At 60.9% G+C, this 19471-nt stretch carries 18 protein-coding genes; 7 read left to right on the plus strand and 11 right to left on the minus strand.

Features of this window, described 5'->3' with window-relative positions:
- The first annotated feature begins 92 nt into the window (after nt 1-92).
- Complete coding sequence (locus GIW48_RS03120) at nt 93-1217, plus strand: methyltransferase (protein WP_236460083.1); 1125 nt, start codon at nt 93-95, stop codon at nt 1215-1217.
- Between the two features lie 55 nt (nt 1218-1272).
- Here GIW48_RS03120 and GIW48_RS03125 read toward each other — a convergent pair whose 3' ends face one another.
- The 3 genes from GIW48_RS03125 to GIW48_RS03135 are packed head-to-tail and all read right to left on the minus strand — an operon-like array spanning nt 1273 to nt 3901.
- Nucleotides 1273-1440: a DUF2474 domain-containing protein gene (locus GIW48_RS03125; RefSeq protein WP_010206690.1), complete on the minus strand. Its 168-nt coding sequence runs from the start codon at nt 1438-1440 to the stop codon at nt 1273-1275.
- 12 nt (nt 1441-1452) lie between these two features.
- Complete coding sequence (gene cydB, locus GIW48_RS03130; RefSeq protein WP_138453261.1) at nt 1453-2460, minus strand: cytochrome d ubiquinol oxidase subunit II; 1008 nt, start codon at nt 2458-2460, stop codon at nt 1453-1455.
- A gap of 1 nt (nt 2461) precedes the next feature.
- Nucleotides 2462-3901 carry a cytochrome ubiquinol oxidase subunit I gene (locus tag GIW48_RS03135; RefSeq protein ID WP_017139317.1) on the minus strand — a complete coding sequence of 480 codons (1440 nt, stop codon included), beginning with the start codon at nt 3899-3901 and terminating at the stop codon, nt 2462-2464.
- Between the two features lie 317 nt (nt 3902-4218).
- On the opposite strand from GIW48_RS03135, the gene GIW48_RS03140 reads away from it, so the two are divergent.
- The gene (locus GIW48_RS03140) at nt 4219-5457 is read left to right on the plus strand and encodes an MFS transporter (protein ID WP_236460084.1); all 1239 of its coding nucleotides are present in this window, start codon (nt 4219-4221) and stop codon (nt 5455-5457) included.
- Between the two features lie 138 nt (nt 5458-5595).
- On the opposite strand, the gene GIW48_RS03145 is transcribed toward GIW48_RS03140, so the two are convergent.
- The 4 genes from GIW48_RS03145 to GIW48_RS03160 form a co-directional block, all read right to left on the minus strand.
- A complete protein-coding gene (locus tag GIW48_RS03145) occupies nt 5596-7779 on the minus strand; it encodes a xanthine dehydrogenase family protein molybdopterin-binding subunit (protein ID WP_236460085.1) in 2184 nt (727 codons plus the stop codon).
- Nucleotides 7776-8765 carry an FAD binding domain-containing protein gene (locus GIW48_RS03150; RefSeq protein WP_236460086.1) on the minus strand — a complete coding sequence of 330 codons (990 nt, stop codon included), beginning with the start codon at nt 8763-8765 and terminating at the stop codon, nt 7776-7778. Before GIW48_RS03150 ends, GIW48_RS03145 begins: the two co-directional genes overlap by 4 nt.
- Complete coding sequence (locus GIW48_RS03155) at nt 8762-9271, minus strand: (2Fe-2S)-binding protein (protein WP_017139321.1); 510 nt, start codon at nt 9269-9271, stop codon at nt 8762-8764. Before GIW48_RS03155 ends, GIW48_RS03150 begins: the two co-directional genes overlap by 4 nt.
- A 96-nt stretch (nt 9272-9367) precedes the next feature.
- The gene (locus GIW48_RS03160) at nt 9368-9811 is read right to left on the minus strand and encodes a DUF4879 domain-containing protein (RefSeq protein WP_017139322.1); all 444 of its coding nucleotides are present in this window, start codon (nt 9809-9811) and stop codon (nt 9368-9370) included.
- A 209-nt stretch (nt 9812-10020) separates the two neighbouring features.
- On the opposite strand from GIW48_RS03160, the gene GIW48_RS03165 reads away from it, so the two are divergent.
- Both GIW48_RS03165 and trmA read left to right on the plus strand, forming a co-directional pair.
- The gene (locus GIW48_RS03165; RefSeq protein WP_017139323.1) at nt 10021-11316 is read left to right on the plus strand and encodes an NCS2 family permease; all 1296 of its coding nucleotides are present in this window, start codon (nt 10021-10023) and stop codon (nt 11314-11316) included.
- Nucleotides 11313-12392, plus strand: coding sequence for a tRNA (uridine(54)-C5)-methyltransferase TrmA (gene trmA / locus GIW48_RS03170; protein WP_236460087.1), 1080 nt, complete (start codon nt 11313-11315; stop codon nt 12390-12392). Before GIW48_RS03165 ends, trmA begins: the two co-directional genes overlap by 4 nt.
- A 99-nt stretch (nt 12393-12491) precedes the next feature.
- On the opposite strand, the gene GIW48_RS03175 is transcribed toward trmA, so the two are convergent.
- Nucleotides 12492-12956, minus strand: a complete 465-nt coding sequence (locus GIW48_RS03175; RefSeq protein ID WP_017139325.1) for a DUF2442 domain-containing protein — start codon at nt 12954-12956, stop codon at nt 12492-12494.
- The gene (locus GIW48_RS03180; protein WP_236460088.1) at nt 12953-13381 is read right to left on the minus strand and encodes a DUF4160 domain-containing protein; all 429 of its coding nucleotides are present in this window, start codon (nt 13379-13381) and stop codon (nt 12953-12955) included. The genes GIW48_RS03175 and GIW48_RS03180 overlap by 4 nt, the downstream gene beginning before the upstream one ends.
- Nucleotides 13382-13798: 417 nt before the next feature.
- Between GIW48_RS03180 and aroQ the strand changes: the two genes are divergently transcribed.
- Together aroQ and GIW48_RS03190 are read left to right on the plus strand one after the other, a co-directional pair.
- Nucleotides 13799-14248 carry a type II 3-dehydroquinate dehydratase gene (gene aroQ / locus GIW48_RS03185; protein ID WP_017139328.1) on the plus strand — a complete coding sequence of 150 codons (450 nt, stop codon included), beginning with the start codon at nt 13799-13801 and terminating at the stop codon, nt 14246-14248.
- Nucleotides 14245-15093: a shikimate dehydrogenase gene (locus tag GIW48_RS03190; RefSeq protein WP_236460089.1), complete on the plus strand. Its 849-nt coding sequence runs from the start codon at nt 14245-14247 to the stop codon at nt 15091-15093. The genes aroQ and GIW48_RS03190 overlap by 4 nt, the downstream gene beginning before the upstream one ends.
- A 183-nt stretch (nt 15094-15276) precedes the next feature.
- Here the strand turns inward: GIW48_RS03190 and GIW48_RS03195 are convergent, their stop codons facing one another.
- Nucleotides 15277-15942, minus strand: coding sequence for a TetR/AcrR family transcriptional regulator (locus GIW48_RS03195; protein WP_026013861.1), 666 nt, complete (start codon nt 15940-15942; stop codon nt 15277-15279).
- 81 nt (nt 15943-16023) lie between these two features.
- Entirely contained in the window at nt 16024-17925 is a 1902-nt protein-coding gene (quiC, locus tag GIW48_RS03200) for a 3-dehydroshikimate dehydratase QuiC (protein WP_099547608.1), read from the minus strand.
- A 210-nt stretch (nt 17926-18135) separates the two neighbouring features.
- Between quiC and GIW48_RS03205 the strand changes: the two genes are divergently transcribed.
- Nucleotides 18136-19470, plus strand: a complete 1335-nt coding sequence (locus GIW48_RS03205) for an MFS transporter (RefSeq protein WP_017139332.1) — start codon at nt 18136-18138, stop codon at nt 19468-19470.
- Nucleotide 19471 lies beyond the last annotated feature (1 nt).

The raw sequence follows: 19471 nt of genomic DNA on the forward strand, positions 1-19471 counted from the left end.
CCGTTTTGCCGCTCCTCCGTTATACTCTCAAATGGTCGCCCCTGTGCCCTACCCCCGCCGCCCCCCCACCGAGCCCCAAGAGCTCCCCCGCCATGCCCCTGCTTGACAGCCCCTTCGCCCAGCTCGACCTGATTCGCCAGCCTGAGCAACACAATGACCCGTTGCAGGCCTTTGATGCTGCCGATGAGTACCTGCTCAGCTATCTGGCCGAGCAGCAGCCCGGCGCTGCTACCCGCGTGCTAGTACTCAACGACAGCTTCGGCGCCTTGGCGGCCAGCCTCGAAGGCCGGGTGCACGTGACGTCCAGCGGTGACTCGTTTCTGGCAGCCCAGGGTCTGGAGAAAAACCTGGTGCGCAATGGCAAAGCTTTTGATGCCGTAGCATTCGTCCCCGCCAGCCAGGTACCGGCCGGGCCGTTCGACCGCGTGCTGATCCGCGTGCCAAAGACCCTGGCCCTTTTGGAGGAGCAGTTGATCCGCCTGCAAGGGCAACTGGCGCCAGGCGCCCAGGTGATTGCCGGCGCGATGGTCAAGCACCTGCCACGGGCGGCGGGCGAGTTGCTGGAGCGCTATATCGGCCCGATGCACGCGTCCCTTGCCCTGAAAAAAGCCCGTTTGCTGATCGCCACGGTGGACGCCCGCCCGGCCGCCGTCTCGCCCTACCCTACCCGCTACACCCTGGACGCACCGGCCATCGAGCTGTTGAACCACGCCAACGTGTTCTGCCGCGAAGGCCTGGACATCGGCACCCGTGCCTTCCTCCCGCACCTGCCAAACAATCTCGGCAGCGCCCGCGTGGCGGACCTGGGCTGCGGAAACGGCGTGTTGGCAATCGCCAGTGCCCTGCAAAACCCCGACGCGCAGTACACCCTGGTGGATGAGTCCTACATGGCCGTGCAGTCGGCGGCCGAAAACTGGCAGGCTGCCTTCGGTACGCGCGATGTAAGCGTACGCGCCGCCGATGGCCTCGCCGGCCAGGAAGCCCAGTCACTGGACGTGGTGCTGTGCAACCCGCCGTTCCACCAGCAACAGGTGGTCGGCGACTTCCTGGCCTGGCGCATGTTCCAGCAGGCGCGCGAAGCCCTGGTAGTGGGCGGTGCCCTTTATATCGTCGGCAACCGCCACCTGGGTTATCACAGCAAATTGGCGCGTTTGTTCCGTGGCGTTGAACAAGTAGCCGCCACGCCGAAGTTCGTCATTCTCAAAGCCCGCAAATAAAAAAGCCCTCGTAGCGAGGGCTGGAAAACCGGGCCGCAAAGCCCGGATCGGGATATCAGTGAGTGGTCAGGCCGGCGGCATTCATGAACATGCGCATCAGGCTGGCCACGACGAACAGGGCCAGCACGCTGCCGGTCCAGATCATCGCCAGCCACCCCAGGCGCCGCCATAACGGCTGTTTCTCGGCCTGTTCAATCTCGTGTAACGAAGGTTTGCCGGACATACAACGACCCTCCTAGTGGTAGCCGTCTTCGTGGGTGACCTTGCCGCGGAACACGTAGTAGCTCCAGAAGGTGTAGCCCAGGATAAACGGGATGATGAACAACGTGCCCACCAGCATGAAGCCCTGGCTCTGCGGTGGAGCAGCGGCGTCCCAGATCGACACGGAAGGCGGAATGATGTTCGGCCACAGGCTGATGCCCAAGCCGCTGTAGCCGAGAAAGATCAGCACCAGCGTCAGCAGGAACGGCGTGTAGTGGGCATTACGCGCCACGGCGCGGATCAACCCGTACATGGTCACCAGCACCAGAATCGGCACCGGCAGGAACCAGAACAGGTTCGGCAGGGTGAACCAGCGTGAAGCGATTTCCGGATGCGCCAGCGGCGTCCACACACTGACGATACCGATCACTGCCAGCACCACAAACGCCAATGGCCGCGCCAGGTTGTGCATCTGCTCCTGCAACTTGCCTTCGGTTTTCATGATCAGCCAGGTGCAGCCGAGCAAGGCATAGGCGACCACCAATGCAACGCCACAGAACAGGGTGAATGGCGTAAGCCAATCCAGCGAGCCGCCGGCAAACTGGCGATTCACCACCGGAATGCCATCGATAAACGCCCCCAGTGCCACCCCCTGGAAGAACGTCGCGGCGATGGAGCCACCGATAAACGCCTTGTCCCAGAGGTGACGCTTGTCGTCCTTGGCCTTAAAGCGGAACTCGAAGGCCACGCCCCGGAAGATCAGCCCGATCAGCATCAGGATCAGCGGCAGGTACAACGCCGACAACACCACCGAATAGGCCAGCGGGAACGCGCCGAACAGCGCCGCGCCGCCGAGTACCAGCCAGGTTTCGTTGCCGTCCCATACCGGCGCGACGGTGTTCATCATCACATCGCGGTCGACTTTGCCGGGGATAAACGGAAAGAGGATGCCGATGCCCAGGTCGAAACCGTCCATCACCACGTACATCATGATGCCGAAGATGATGATCACGGCCCAGATCAGCGGAAGATCAATACCCATCTCAATTCCCCTTGTGCTGGATGTGGGTGTGGTCGTCGTCGCTGCCATCATCGGCGGCGGACAACGGACGGGCCGGTGTACGTTTCTGGCCAGGGCCACCATGGGTTGGCTCGCTGCCTTCGTGAGTCTGCGGGCCTTTGCGCACCAGGCGCATCATGTAGCCCAACCCGGCGCCGAACAGCGCGAAGTACACCACCACAAACAGCACCAGCGTGATGGTCATCTGCGCCAGGCTATGCCCGGAGGAAGCATCCGCCGTGCGCATCAACCCATAGACCACCCACGGCTGTCGGCCGATTTCGGTGGTGAACCAACCGGCAAGAATCGCGATCAGGCCGGACGGGCCCATCCACAACGCCAGGTACAGGAACGGCTTGGACGTGTACATCTTGTCCCCCCGGCGCAGCCACAGGCTGAACAGACCGGTGAAGATCATCAGGAAGCCCAGGCCGACCATGACCCGGAACGACCAGAACACAATGGTCGAATTGGGGCGATCCTCAGGCGGGAACTCCTTGAGCGCCGGCACCTGCTTGTCCAGGGAGTGGGTCAGGATCAGGCTGCCGAGGTACGGAATTTCGACCGCGTATTTGGTTTTCTCGGCCTTCATGTCGGGCCAGCCGAACAGGATCAGCGGCGTCGGCTCATTGCCGATATTTTCCCAGTGGCCTTCAATCGCGGCAATTTTCGCCGGTTGGTGCTTCAAGGTGTTGAGGCCATGGAAGTCACCGATCACCGCCTGGATAGGCGCCACGATCAGGGCCATCCACATCGCCATCGACAGCATGGTGCGGATCGCCGGGTTGTCCTTGCCGCGCAGCAGGTGCCAGGCCGCCGAAGAGCCGACGAAGAACGCCGTGGCCACAAAGGCTGCCGTGGCCATGTGCATCAGGCGATAGGGGAACGAGGGGTTGAAGATCACCGCCAGCCAGTCGGTGGGAATCACACGGCCGTCGATGATTTCAAAGCCTTGTGGTGTCTGCATCCAGCTGTTGGAGGCCAGAATCCAGAAGGTCGAGATCAGCGTACCGACGGCCACCATCACCGTGGCAAAGAAGTGCAGCTTGCGCCCCACTTTGTTCCAGCCGAACAGCATCACCCCGAGGAAACCCGCCTCAAGGAAGAAGGCCGTGAGCACTTCGTAGGTCAGAAGCGGTCCGGTGACGGCGCCGGCGAAGTCCGAGAAACGGCTCCAGTTGGTACCAAACTGGTAAGCCATGACCAAGCCCGAAACCACCCCCATGCCGAAGTTGACGGCAAAGATCTTCGACCAGAAATGGTAGAGGTCACGGTAGGTGTCGTTGTGAGTCTTGAGCCACAAGCCTTCCAGCACCGCAAGATAACTGGCCAGGCCGATGGTGATCGCCGGGAACAGGATGTGAAACGAGATGGTGAACGCGAATTGAATTCGGGCGAGATCTAGCGCCTCCAAACCGAACATAAGTCTTCCTCTGTCAGGTAATACCGGCTGCTGGCGGGAGCCTGCACCCACTGCCCCCACGGATATGGAGTGTGGCGAATTTCAATTCGTTTCTTTTTTTACCCATCACGTAGGGATCCTGGCCTTGCGGCCGCCAGATCAATCCCGGGGCCGGTTTTGATCTGGATCAAGCATTGCTCAAAGAGTAGTCCCATTTTCGGACGAAAGCCGTGTGGTTCATTGACGCGTGACAGGTTGTCTCAGCTCAGTTCTTGCAACTATTTGTTACAGCTTGATGCTAATCTGCCTGCACCCTCTGCTCCAGACCTGACTTCCCGATGCCCAGTGAACCCGCATTGCTGTTGCGCCACCACCGCCCTTTCATCGCGTTCTGGCTGGCCCGGATCTTTACCGCCAGCGGTTTCCAGATGCTTACCGTGGCCATCGGCTGGAACCTCTATCAACTGACTGGCAACGTTCTGGACCTGGGTTTGGTTGGCCTCGTGGAGTTCGTACCACGGGTGCTGTTCATGTTGCACACCGGGCATGTGGCCGATCGCTATGAGCGGCGCAAAGTCGCCGCCATCTGCCAGACCGTGCAGGCATTGATTGCCTTGTCCCTGGCCATCGGCGGCCTGACCGGCAACGTGACCCGCGAGATGATCTTTATCCTCGCGTTCCTGCTCGGCGCCGCACGCTCGTTTGAGATGCCCACCACCCAGGCGCTACTGCCGAGCATCGTGCCGAGCGCGCTGTTCCCGCGTGCCGTGGCCTCGTCGCAATCGGCGCAGCAACTGGCCACCATCGTCGCGCCAGCGTTGGGCGGCTTGCTCTATGCGTTTGGCAGCGTGTGGGTGTATGGCCCAACCGTGGTGCTGTACCTGATAGCCTGCGGGCTGACCCTCAACCTGCCCGCGCGCCAGACACCGCTCAATAAAGCCAAGGCCACGATGGATTCGCTGCTGGCCGGGATCCGCTTTATTCGCAGCCGCCCGGACATTCTCGGCGCCATTTCGCTGGACCTGTTTGCCGTACTGCTGGGCGGCGCCACAGCGTTGCTGCCGGTGTTCGCCAAGGACATCCTGCTGACCGGCGCCTGGGGCCTGGGTCTGTTGCGTTCGGCGCCAGCGGTGGGCGCGTTGTTGATGTCGCTGTGGCTGGCGAGGTTCTCGGTAGACCGGCATGTCGGGCGCGTGATGTTTACCGCCGTCGGTGTGTTTGGCGTGGCAACCATTGCGTTCGGCCTGTCGACGTCGTTCTGGTTCTCTCTGGCGGTGCTGGTGGTGCTGGGCGCGGCGGACATGATCAGCATGGTGATCCGCGCTTCGTTCGTGCAGTTGGAGACCCCGGATGAAATGCGCGGGCGGGTCAGTGCGGTCAACGGCCTGTTTATCGGCGCATCCAATCAACTGGGCGAATTTGAATCGGGGATTACCGCCCACTGGTTCGGCACCGTGCCCGCCGTGGTCATGGGCGGGATTGGTACGCTGTTGGTGACGGGGGTGTGGATAAAGCTGTTTCCGACCCTGGCCAACCGCGATCGGATGCATGTGCCGGTGGAGGAAGCCAAGCTATAAGCCGGTTGAAAAACAGGCAATGTGGGAGCTGGCTTGCCTGCGATGGCGGTGTCTCAGCCAACATATGATTGGCTGACAGATAGCTATCGCAGGCAAGCCAGCTCCCACATTTTGATCTTCTGTGGTTCGAAGACCGGGTTACAGCACCTTATCCAACGTGACAGGAAACTCCCGCACCCGCTTGCCAGTGGCATGGTAGATCGCATTCGCCACCGCCGCCGCCACCCCGACAATACCGATTTCGCCCACACCCTTGGAGCCCAGGGCGTTGACGATTTCGTCGTGTTCGTCGACAAAAATCACCTCTATGTCGCCGATGTCGGCATTCACCGGGATGTGGTACTCGGCCAGGCTGTGGTTCATGTAGCGCCCCAGTTGATGGTCGACCTGGGTTTCTTCATGCAGGGCCATGCCAATGCCCCAGACCACGCCGCCGAGGATCTGGCTGCGGGCCATCTTCGGGTTGACCACCCGCCCGGCCGCAATAGCGCTGACCACCCGACGCACCTTGATGGTGCCCAGGTCTTCATCTACCTGAACCTCGACAAACACTGCCGAATGGGTCGCCGTCGCATAGCCTTCACGCTTTTTGTCCGGTTGGCTGTCAACCTGAACAGCGAGCACTTCTTCGCCACTGTCCTTGACCAGTTGTGCCAAGGACACACTCACATCACCGGTGTGCAACTGGCCGTCTTCAAAGCGCACCGATTCAGCCTCTTTGAACACCGGGTAAGTCTGCCGGGCAACCGCCAGCAGCTTGGCGTTCAGCGCTTCGCAGGCCTGCTGCACGGCAGTGCCGACAGACGACACGGTAAACGAGCCGCCCTGCAACGGTGCCGTGGGTAACGACGAATCGCCGAGCAGAAAACGCACATCGGCCATCGCCACACCGCTGGTTTGCGCGGCAATCTGCGTCATTACCGTATACGTGCCCGTGCCGATATCGGTGGTGGCGCTGCTGACGGTCAATTGGCCTTGGGCATCCAACTGCGCCTTGGCGCTGGCCTTCATCTGCAGGGCCTCCCATACACCACCGGCCATACCCCAGCCGATCAACTGGTTGCCATCACGCATGCTGCGCGGCTCGGGGTTGCGCTGGCTCCAGCCGAAGCGCTCGGCACCTTCGCGGTAACACTCGCGCAGGGCTTTGCTCGACCAGGTTTTGTCTTCGTTCTGGTTGCGCTCGGCGTAGTTGATCAGCCGCAGTTGCACAGGGTCCATCCCCAGGGCGCAGGCCAGTTCATCCATCGCACATTCCAGGCCGATCACGCCCAGCGCGGCGCCCGGCGCGCGCATGTCCATCGGCGTGGACACGTCCAGGGGAACCAGTTTGTAGGTCAATTGCACGTTGTCGCAGTGGTAGAGCATGCCGCTCCACTCCACCACATGTTCGCTGAAATCCTCGAAACGCGAGGTCTGGCCAATCGCTGTATGGCCCAACGCCAACAGGCGGCCATTGGCAGCAGCGCCCAGTTGCAAACGCTGCAGGGTGCGCGGGCGGTAACCAAACGTGAACATCTGTTGACGGGTCAGGGTGACGCGCACCGAACGCTTGAGCGCCAGCGCTGCCATCACCGACAGAGGCAGTTGATACTGCGGGCGCAGGCCCGAGCCAAAGGCACCGCCGACGAACGCAGCGAAGATCCTTACCTGGCTTTTATCCAGGCCGAAGACTTTTTGCACATACGCCTGGCAGTTCTGCGGGCCTTGGGTCTTGTCGTGGATATGCAGGGTGCCGTCCGGCTGATACAGCACGGTGCTGGCGTGGGGTTCCATCGGGTTGTGGTGCTCGATGGGCGTGCTGTAGTGCATATCCAGGCTGACAGCGGCAGCAGCCCACTCGGCCTGGAAGTTACCGCGTGGCTTGGGCGGCGTTTGCGGCGATGGGTGCGCCTGTTCCTGCAGGGCCGCGAGGTCGGTGGCAAAAGCCTCGCTCGCGTATTCGATCTCGACCAGCGAGGCAGCGTGTCGCGCCAGTTCAAGGTTGTCGGCGATTACCAGAGCCAGGGGTTGGCCGTTATAAAGCACGCGGTCGTTATACAGCGGGCGAAACGGCGAGCCGTCGGCTGCATCGGCATCGGCGAAAGCCTCATCGTAGCTGGCGAGTTTGGGCCGGTTCAGATGATCAAGCACCCTGACCACGCCCGGCAGCGCCAGGGCTTTGGACGCGTCGATCCGGATTACCCGGCCCTTGGCAATCGTGCTTGAGACGACACTGCCATGCAGCAGGTCGTTGCCTGGAAACTCACCGGCATAACGCGCCTGGCCGGTGACCTTGAGCAGACCGTCAACACGGTCCAGGGGTTTGCCGACGGCGGTCATGGGCGTTCTCCTGCGACAGCGGCGTCGCTCAGGGCACGGATGATTGCGCGGCGTGCCAGCTTGATTTTGAAGCTGTTGTGTTCCAAGGGTTCAGCGTCTTGCAGCAAGGCGTCAGCGGCCTGGCTGAAGGTTTCGCGGCTGACCGCTTGCCCGATCAGCGCGGCTTCCACCGCGCGATCGCGCCAAGGTTTGTGGGCCACACCGCCAAGGGCCAGGCGCGCATCGACGATGGTGTCGCCCGCAAGCTCCAGCGCGGCGGCAACGGAGACCAGCGCGAAGGCGTAGGACGCACGGTCACGAATCTTCAGGTAGTGGCTATGGCTGGCGAGATGATCAGGCGGCAGTTCGATGGCGGTGATCAGCTCATCGTCGGCCAGCAGGTTGTCGCGCTCAGGCGTATCGCCGGGCAATCGATGAAAGTCGGCAAACTCAATCACCCGCGCGCCGCCACGCCCTTCTACATGCACCCGCGCCTGCAGCGCTGCGAGGGCGACGCACATATCCGAGGGATGGGTAGCCACACAATGTTCGCTGGCACCGAGGATCGCATGAATGCGGTTCAACCCGGTGCGCGCCGGGCAGCCGCTGCCAGGTTCACGCTTGTTGCATGGCACGCTGGCATCGTAGAAATAGTAGCAACGGGTACGTTGCAACAGGTTACCGCCGGTACTGGCCATGTTGCGCAGTTGCGGCGAGGCGCCTGCCAGGATGGCCTGGGACAGCAATGGGTAGCGCGCCTCGATCAGCGGGTGCCAGGCCAGGTCGGCATTGCTGACCAACGCGCCGATCATCACCCCGCCGTCGGCAGTCGCTTCTACGCCATGCAGCGCCAAGCCAGTAATGTCGATCAGGTGTTCGGGGCGGCTGATGTTTTCTTTCATCAGGTCCAACAGGTTGGTGCCGCCGGCGATAAACCGCGACGTCGCGCTGCTCAGGTGCACGGCTTCCTGCACATCGGCCGGCTTGCTGTACTGGAAGGGGTTCATTGGTCACCTCCCAGCACAACGTCTTCAATGGCATCGCGAATATTGCTGTAGGCCCCGCAGCGGCACAGGTTGCCGCTCATCAGTTCCTGAATTTGCGCGGTGTTGTGGGCGCGGCCTTCATTGGCCAGGCCGACGGCGGAGCAAATCTGCCCCGGCGTGCAGTAGCCGCACTGGAACGCGTCACGCTGGATAAAAGCCTGCTGCATCGGGTGCAACTGGTCGCCGTCGGCCAGGCCTTCGATGGTGGTCACCTCGGCACCGTCGCACATCACCGCCAGGGTCAGGCAGGCGTTGATGCGTTTGCCATCGCGCAACACCGTGCAGGCGCCGCACTGGCCGTGGTCGCAGCCTTTTTTGCTACCCACCAGATCCAGCTGTTCGCGCAGCAGGTCCAGCAAGGTGGTCCAGGGCAACACCTGCAGCTGGCGGTCTTGGCCATTCAGGGTCAGGCGTATCGGGTGGCTGACGAACGGTTTGGTCGTCGCGCCATTGGGGGTCGCGCTCATAAACACCTCACGGGTTGGTGCACATCCGCGGCGTTCAGGAAAGTCGCCGTCTAAGGGCTACGACTTCCCGAGGTAGTGAGCGTTCAAGGGGATTGATCAGAGGATGTTGAACAAGAGCTTCAACGTGTTTTGCGGGCCATTGATCGAGATATTGCTGAATTCAAACCAGCCTTGGGCCTGGACATTCAAGTCAAATACATAGATGTAGCCCATCACAGTGCCTGCGCCGTTACAGACTTCGCTGATGTTGCCCACCTGACAGACCGGCGTGCGTTGCCCATTCAATTCGGCGCCATTGAAGCGCCCCATCGGGCTTTTGCCCAGGCCGACCTCCATCACCGAGACCTTGGTCGGCCCACGATGAGTACACATCTGGGTGGTCGTCACATCTGTGGGGATGGTTTCCGTGCAACGCGCCGACTCGACCTTGAACACCCGCACCTCGCTCAACGGCGGTGCAGCCGCGCCCCACACCGGTGCCACAAGCCCCAGGCCGATTGCGGCGAACAGAGCTAGACTGCTGGCGTTGGCTTTTTTCATGCTGAGAACGACCCTGTATTTAACGTCGGCGCAGTATGCCTCAAGGCCAGATTCGAGAATACGCAGCCTATCCGCCACATCGCGTCGGCTGCTGGTATCATGCGCCGCTTTTTCCGATCCTCTCTGAAACCACAGGCGCTTGGCGCAGTTTGTGCTTTGACTTAGAGGTCAACAAATAACGACGCAAAATAGCGTCACAGGGAGCCGGCATGCTGGAAAAGCTGTTTCAACTCAAAGCACACAACACCAACGTGCGCACCGAGATTCTCGCGGGTATCACGACCTTTCTGGCCATGGCCTACATTCTGTTCGTGAACCCGAGCATCCTCGGCGAGACCGGCATGGACAAGGGCGCGGTGTTTGTCGCCACCTGCCTGGCCGCCGCCATCGGTTCGACCGTGATGGGCCTGATCGCCAACTACCCGATCGCGCTGGCACCGGGCATGGGCCTCAACGCCTTCTTCACCTACACCGTGGTCCTGCACATGGGCCACACCTGGCAAGTCGCGTTGGGCGCGGTATTCATTTCGGCGGTGTTGTTCTTCCTGCTGTCGATCTTCCGCATCCGTGAGTGGATCATCAACAGCATCCCGCTGCCGCTGCGCTCGGCGATTGCCGCCGGTATCGGCCTGTTCCTGGCACTGATCGCCCTGCACAACGCCGGCATCGTGGTCAGCAACCCGGCCACCATGGTCGGCCTGGGCGACCTGAAACAACCGGCGCCGATCCTCGCTACCTTGGGTTTCGCGCTGATCGTGGCGCTGGAAGCCCTGGCGGTGCGCGGTGCGGTGCTGATCGGCATCCTGGCGGTGACCATCGTGTCTATCGCGATGGGGTTCACCCCGTTCGGCGGCGTAACCTCGATGCCACCGTCCCTGGCCCCGACCTTCCTGCAACTGGATATCAAGGGTGCGCTGGATATCGGCCTGGTCAGCGTGATCTTCGCCTTCCTGTTCGTTGACCTGTTCGACAACTCCGGCACCCTGATCGGCGTGGCCAAGCGCGCCGGCCTGATGGGCAAGGACGGCCACATGCCGAAAATGGGCCGTGCACTGATCGCCGACAGTACCGCCGCCATGGCCGGTTCGCTGCTGGGTACGTCAACCACCACCAGCTACATCGAGTCGGCTGCGGGTGTGAGTGCCGGGGGCCGTACCGGTTTGACCGCCATCGTGGTCGCCATCCTGTTCCTGCTGGCGCTGTTCTTCTCGCCACTGGCCGCCAGTGTTCCAGCGTTTGCCACCGCGCCGGCGCTGCTGTTCGTGGCCGTGCTGATGACCCAGGGCCTGGCCGAAATCGACTGGGATGACATTACCGTTGCAGCGCCCGTGGTGGTCACCGCCCTGGCGATGCCTTTCACTTACTCCATTGCCAACGGCATCGCCTTCGGTTTCATCGCCTGGACCGCCATCAAGCTGCTTTCGGGCCGCTACCGTGAGCTGAACCCGGCACTGGTGATCCTGTCGATTCTGTTTGTGATCAAGCTGGGCTGGTTCAACGCATGACTTTTGACGCCGCAAGCTACACCGTTCAACTGCAAGACAAGGTCACGCGCCTGCGTGACCTGTTGGCACCGTTCGACGCCCCCGAACCGCAGGTCTTCGATTCGCCGCTGCAGAACTTCCGCCTGCGCGCGGAGTTCCGCCTGTGGCGCGAGGGCGGTGAGCGCCACTACGCAATGTTCTCCCAGGACGACAAGCGCACGCCGATTCTGATCGAAGAGTTCCCCATCGCAAGCCAGCGCATCAACCAGCTGATGCCGCAACTCAAAGCCGCCTGGCAAGCCAGCGCGGCCCTCAGCCACAAGCTGTTCCAGGTGGAGTTCCTGACCACACTGGCCGGCGACGCGATGATTACCCTGTGCTATCACCGCCCGCTGGACGAGCATTGGCACACGGCTGCGAACAAGCTGGCGGCGGATTTGAATGTCAGCATCATCGGCCGTTCCAAGGGCAAGCGCGATGTGATCGGCCACGACTACGTGGTGGAAAAACTCGACGTCGGCGGGCGCACCTTCAGCTACCGTCAACCCGAGGGCGCGTTCACCCAGCCCAACGGCACCGTGAACCAGAAGATGCTCAACTGGGCCTATGAAGCCCTGGGCGATCGCCCGGATGATTTACTGGAGTTGTACTGCGGCAACGGCAACTTCACCCTGCCACTGGCGACCCGCGTGCGTAAGGTACTGGCCACCGAAATCAGCAAGACCTCGGTGAATGCTGCCTTAAGCAACCTCGATGAAAACGCAGTGGATAATGTCACGCTGGTGCGCCTGTCTGCCGAAGAGCTCACCGAGGCGCTCAACGAGGTTCGACCGTTTCGCCGTCTGCACGGCATCGACCTGAAGAGCTACGAATTCGGTAGCGTCTTCGTCGACCCACCGCGTGCCGGCATGGACCCGGACACCTGCGAACTGACCCGTCGCTTCGACAACATCCTGTACATCTCCTGCAACCCGGAGACGTTGGCGGCGAACATTGCGCAACTGCATGACACGCACCGGATTACCCAGTGTGCAATGTTTGACCAGTTCCCATGGACGCACCATATGGAATCCGGGGTGTTATTGACCCGGCGGTAAACTGTGGGAGCTGGCTTGCCTGCGATGGCGGTAGGCCTGCCCTGCATCGGTCAACTGATACACCGCTATCGCAGGCAAGCCAGCTCCCACACTGGGTTTTCATGCATCTGTTGAATCACCGTTATCCAACGGCTCCTTGCGTGGCCGACCGCCCTTCTTGCCATTGGCTCGGGCGGCGGCGGTTTTGGCGGCGCTGCTCTTGCGACCGTTGCGCGACGCTACCAGGCTTGTCGCCAGGTCCATCAAGGGCTGGCTGGTGGCGATGAGCCCGGTGATCGAAACGTCCAGATCCTGCGCCTCACAGCACAGCGCCTTGCCGCCAAAGCCGACCTCCAGTTGCTGAAAGTCCTCCAGGGAAAACCCTTCGAACTCCGGCAACCCGGCTACAGGCAACATGACGCGGCTGCCGTCGCTGAAACCGATGGAAATGCACTCGTGTTCATAGCGCACATTGCTGGCATTGGCGTACAGACGTTTGAGCTTGCGCCCACGGGCGATGGCCTTGTCGACATCGGCGTCAGTGAGCGGCTTATAGGGTACGACTTTGGCTTTTACGATTTTCATAAATTAATCCCCACGCAATCTGGCGCTCTGACCAGATTCAAAATTGTTCTTTGCTCTACGACATCGTGCCGGGCGCTTGCGATGACATAGACACCACGTCGAATAACCAACCCTTGAACCAATTCACCAGCGTCCCAATCCCAGGAATGGTTCTCCAGGCAAACCGTTTGCAGTTTCTCCCACCAGATCCGGCGTGCACGCGCCAGGTAGTGCCGCTGCATGATCGCCTCGCGTAATTCCTTCAGGAGCGCAGTAGGCGGCCGCCTGCGATCCGGCTCTACATCCCACAACTCCACATCCCCATCCAGGGAGCTGAAACGAAAACGCGCATCCCATGCCTTGCCCCTGACATGAACGTGGGGCGGGCAGTGTTCATCCCGCAGAAGCACTGAAATCACATATCCCTTGTAAGCACCTACTTTCATCGTAACCCATCCGTTAGGTTATTTTCCGTCAGGTAACAATTTTCCGTGGCACCCGACAACCGGCTCCATCCTTGCGAAGCTGTTTCACAGATTAGTAACGACGAACAACCCCGCGAATGCGGGGTTGTAACCACTCATGCCGAGGGTTGGGACTACCCTGCCAACGCACGCAAGTCCTGCTCGCTCAGCAACCCCGCGTAATACTTCAACTGAATCCGCGCCAGCAAATACGCATGCCGTGCGCTCGCCCAGTCCGGCATCGAGGTTGATTTTCAATTGATATCTAATCTGATGCTGTGCCGGTATGCCTCAGAATAAGCGTTCGATAATCGAACACATCAGCCGCCTTCAATTGACCAAATTAACCATCCAGTACATTTTATCCGCACAACCAATAATAAGTGTGGAGAGACCTTTATGCCGCCCATCGTGCTGGTGCTCAACGGCCCCAACCTCAACCTGCTCGGCACCCGCGAGCCTGCTACCTACGGGCATGAAACCCTGGCCGACATCGCCGCACTGTGCGGTCGCAGCGCGGAAAACCTGGGGTTGAAAATCGAATTTCGCCAGACCAACCACGAAGGTGAACTGCTCGACTGGATCCACGGCGCCCGCGCCCGTTGCGCCGGTATCGTGATCAACCCGGCGGCCTGGACCCATACCTCCGTAGCGATTCGCGACGCACTGGTGGCCAGTGAAGTGCCAGTGATCGAAGTGCATTTATCCAACGTGCATGCGCGCGAGGCGTTCAGGCATCACTCGTTTGTGTCGCCCATTGCCAAGGCGGTGCTCGCAGGCTTCGGCAGCCATGGTTATCACCTGGCGCTGGAACACTTCAGCCACACCCTCAAAGGATCCGCCCGATGAAACCGCGCATCCTCGCCGGCCTGATCGGCGCCGGCATCCAAGCCTCCCGCACGCCCGCCCTGCATGAACAGGAAGGCGACGCCCAAGGCTTGCGCTACCTGTATCAGTTGATCGATCTGGACGCGCTGCAACTGAACATCAACGCCTTGCCCGAACTGCTGGACGCCGCTGAATTAATGCGTTTTACCGGCTTGAACATTACCTACCCATGCAAGCAGGCAGTGCTGGCGTTGCTCGATGAATTGTCTGACGAGGCGCGAGGCATTGGCGCCGTCAACACCGTGGTGTTCAAGGACGGCAAGCGCATTGGCCACAACACGGATTGCCTGGGGTTTGCCGAAGGTTTCCGGCGCAACTTGCATGACGTCGCGCGCGAGCGAGTCGTACAGATGGGCGCCGGCGGTGCAGGCGCGGCGGTGGCCCATGCATTGCTGGCAGAAGGCGTGCAGCACTTGAGTATTTTTGACGTGGACATGGCCCGCGCCCGCGACCTGGTGGATAACCTTGCGCAGCGTTTTGGTGCCGGTCGTGCCCAGGTCGGCACCCACCTGGAAAACGCCATGGCCGAAGCGAATGGCTTGGTGAACACCACGCCCATGGGCATGGCCAAGCTGCCCGGCACGCCGGTACCGCCTGCGCTGTTGCGAGCCCAATTGTGGGTCGCGGAAATCGTGTATTTCCCGCTGGAAACCGAACTGCTGCGCAACGCCCGCGCCCTGGGTTGCCGAACGCTGGACGGCGGCAATATGGCGGTGTTTCAGGCGGTGAAGGCGTTTGAGTTGTTCAGTGGCCAAACACCGGATGTGCAGCGAATGCTGGCGCACTTTCAGAGCATGAATGGCTGACTGCCGAAACCGAATCAAAAAATGTGGGAGCTGGCTTGTTGTGGCGAGCAAGCTTGCTTGCGCTGGGGTGCGAAGCGCCCCAAAAAAGCCGGAGACTGCTGCGCAGTCAGCGGGAGCAAGCTCCCTCGCCACAACAAACCAGCTCCCACACTGGTTGCATTCCAGATTGGGAATCGGGTGAATTCAAGCCTGCAAGTACCGCATCACCGACTCACAAATCATCTCCCGATGCCGCTGTTTAATCGCTTCATCGGACAGCTCGATCTGAAAAATCTCACTGAACGTATGGCGGTTGGACACCCGGTAAAAGCTGAATGAGTTGATCAGCAGGTGCACATCCAGCGGCTCCAGCCCTTCGCGAAACACCCCCATCTCGGCACCCCGCCGCAATGTGGCGCCCAGCGCTTCGAGGATGTTGCTGTTCATCGCCTTGATCGAATCCGAGCGCTTCACGTATTCCGCGTTGTGGATATTTTCGATGCTGACGATGCGCACGAAATCCACGTTCTGGTCGTGGTGATCAAAGGTGAATTCCACCAGCCGACGGATCGCCTCACGCGGTTCCAGGGCCGTGAGGTTCATGCGAGTTTCGGTGTTGCGGATATCGCCGTAGAGTTTTTCCAGCACCTCGACGTACAACTGTTCCTTGCTGCCGAAGTAGTAATAGATCATGCGTTTGGAGGTGTGGATACGCTCGGCGATCGCATCCACGCGCGCGCCGGACAGGCCCTGCTGAACAAACTCGACGATGGCTTCCTGCAGGATGTTTTCGCGGGTCTTTTCCGGGTTGTTCTTGCGACTCTTGCGCGGTGTGTCTGGCACGGCGGAGAGGTCGGGGGTCAGGGTCATGGTGCGCTCACGGCCATTTTTGTTGTGCAGGCGGCGATTATGGGCCGAGGCGCTTCCCGAAGGAAGCACCTGGCCCGGCCGTTATAAACGCGCCTGACGTGCCGCACCGCTGCGCGATTTGGCCATCGCCGCCAGGCGCACCGCCACGTTGGCCGCGCCATACCCGGCGTAACCGTTCTTGCGCTGGATAATCTCGAAGAAAAACCGCCCCTCAAAAGCCTCGGTGTACACATGAAACAACTCACCGCCCTGGGCGTCACGGTCGTACAAGACGTTGTAGTACGCCAGTTCGCTGAGGAACTCATCGTCGAAATCAAACCGTGCGGCCAGGTCGTCGTAGTAATTGAGCGGAATATCCAGTAACGGCACGCCGGCTGCTTTGGCGCGGCTGACCTCGGCGAAAATATCCGCGCAGTCAAAAGCAATGTGGTGCACGCCCGAACCACGATAGCTCGACAGCGCGTGGGAAATTGCCGTGTTGCGGTTCTCGGAAATATTCAGCGGCAAGCGGATCGAGCTGCAACGGCTGCGCAACGCTCGGCTTTTCACCAGGCCATAAGGGTCGGGCAGCACCACTTCGTCATCGGCTTCGAAATCCAGCAGGCTCTTGTAGAACAGCACCCAACTGTCGAGGCTGTCGGCCGGCAAGGCCATGGCCATATGGTCGATGCGCAGCAAACCGCCGCTGGACGCCGTTGCCGCCTGCAAGTTGAAGTCGGTGTCGTACAGCGCACCCTCGGCAGGGTCGACCAGATAAATCAGGCTGCCATCTGGCGCACGTACCGCCGCCAGCTCCAGCTCGTTAGGCCCGACCAGCCCGCGATACGGCTGGCCTTTGTAGGCCACGGCCCGCTCCAGCGCCTTGGCGCTGTCCTTGACCCGAATCGCCGTGGCGCACAACGACGGGCCGTGGGCTTCAAAAAAGTTGTGGGCAAAGGAATAGGGCTCACAGTTGAGGATCAGGTTGATATCACCCTGGCGCAGCAGGCTCACGCTCTTGGAACGGTGCTGGCCCGCCTTGACGAACCCCAGGCGCTCCAGCCAGTGGGTCAGCTTGGCACCGAGGCTTTCATCCACGGCAAACTCGAGGAATTCGATGCCGTTGTATTCGCTGGCCGCCGGGGTATCAAACAGAATCTCGACGGGCTGGGCCGGCGCCTCTTGCTTGAGGCGTTCGCGGGTTTTCTCCTCCAGGTACAGCAGCGAACGCAAGCCATCCGCCGCATTCGCGCGGGTGGGTGCGGCGCGGAAACCGTCGTTGAAAATCTCCAGGGACAACGGCCCGGTGTAGCCACTTTTGATGATCGGCGCGAGAAAACCTGCCAGGTCAAATTCGCCCTGCCCCGGAAAACAGCGGAAATGCCGGCTCCACTCCAGCACATCCATGGCCAGGACCGGCGCGTCGGCCATTTGCACAAAGAAGATCTTGTCGCCGGGAATGTCGGCGATGCCGCTAGGATCGCCCTTGAGCGACAGCGTGTGGAAGCTGTCGAGCAACACGCCCAGGTTTGGATGATCGACCTGGCGCACCAGGTTCCACACCTGCTGCCAGGTGTTCACATGTTTGCCCCAGGCCAGCGCTTCATAGCCGATACGCAAACCACGGCGACCGGCGTGCTCGGCCAGCAAGCTGAGGTCATCGAGCAAAATGCGCTCATCGCCCACGCAATCCGCCGAAGCATTGCTGCACACCAGCACCAGGTCGGTGCCCAGCTCCTGCATCAAATCGAATTTGCGTTCGGCGCGCTCCAGGTTGCGCGCCAGCCGGTCGCGGCGGCATCCTTCAAAGTCGCGAAACGGCTGGAACAAGGTGATGGCAATGCCCAGGTCGGCGCACATCTGCCTAACTTCCCGCGGGCTGCCGTCGTAATACAACAGGTCGTTCTCGAAGATCTCCACCCCGTCGAACCCGGCAGCGGCGATGGCTTCGAGCTTCTCCGGCAAGGTGCCGCTCAAGGAAACAGTGGCAATGGAACGTTGCATGGGCGACTCCCGGCAGTTTTTATTTGCAGCAAATTATTGGCCCCTAGCCTACACCCAGCAATTAAAATGTACGAACCGGTTAGTTTTTCGTGCGATTACCGAACACTATGCCCTGTTGGCGAATTGACGACTTTTTAACCACTGCGCACCATCGAACCTGCACCAAGACCCAGAACACACCATAAAAATTTCAAAAACGGGTACGACCTCATGCCTTCGCAAAACTCCGCTCTGGCCGCGCGCCCGGGCAACCCGCACGCCGGCATCGGCGACAAGATCCGTGGCGCCATGGCCGTGGGTAAAACGCGCTGGGGCATGCTGGCCCTGGTGTTCTTCGCCACCACCCTGAACTACATCGACCGCGCCGCCCTGGGCGTGATGCAACCGATCCTGGCCAAAGAGATGAGCTGGACGGCGATGGACTACGCCAACATCAACTTCTGGTTCCAGGTCGGTTATGCCATCGGTTTTGTGCTGCAAGGCCGGCTGATTGACCGTGTGGGCGTGAAGCGCGTGTTCTTCTGCGCCGTGCTGCTGTGGAGCCTGGCCACCGGCGCCCACGGCCTGGCCACCTCGGCGGTGGGCTTTATGGTCTGCCGCTTTATCCTCGGCCTGACCGAAGCCGCCAACTACCCGGCGTGCGTCAAGACTACGCGTTTGTGGTTCCCGGCCGGTGAGCGCGCAGTGGCCACCGGCATCTTCAACGCCGGCACCAACGTCGGCGCGATGATGACCCCAATGCTGCTGCCGCTGATCCTGCACGTGTGGGGCTGGCAGGCGGCGTTCCTGTGCATGTCGGCACTCGGCGCGATCTGGCTGGTGTTCTGGGGGTTGAAGTACTACAACCCGGAAGACCATCCGACCGCCAAACAATCCGAATTGGACTACGTGCAACAGGAAGCCGAACCCGAGCAACCGAGCGTGCCGTTCAGCCGCATCCTGCGCATGCGCGGCACCTGGGCCTTCGCCCTCGCCTACGCCATGACCGCGCCGGTGTTCTGGTTCTACCTGTATTGGCTGCCGCCGTTCCTGAACCAGCAATACAACCTGGGCATCAACGTGACCCAGATGGGCATCCCGCTGATCATCATTTACCTCACCGCCGACTTCGGCAGTGTGGGCGGCGGGATCCTGTCGTCATTCCTGATCGGCCGCGGGATGAATGCGATCAAGGCGCGGCTGTTGTCGATGCTGCTGTTTGCCTGCTGCATCGTTGGCGTGATCATGGCTGCCGGCTCCAGCCAGCTGTGGGTTGCAGTGTTCGCCATTTCCCTGGCGATCGGCGCGCACCAGGCCTGGACTGCCAATATCTGGAGCCTGGTGATGGACTACACGCCCAAGCACATGATGAGCACGGTGTTCGGTTTCGGCGGCATGTGCGCGGCCATCGGCGGCATGTTCATGACCCAGGTCGTCGGGCACATCCTTACCGTGACCAACAACAACTACACCGTGTTGTTCACCCTGATCCCGGCGATGTATTTCATTGCGCTGACCTGGATGTACTTCATGGCGCCGCGCAAGATTCCCACAGTCGACGTGTAAC

The organism is Pseudomonas sp. PA-6-3C (assembly GCF_021605825.1).
In the GTDB taxonomy this organism is placed as follows: domain Bacteria; phylum Pseudomonadota; class Gammaproteobacteria; order Pseudomonadales; family Pseudomonadaceae; genus Aquipseudomonas; species Aquipseudomonas edaphica.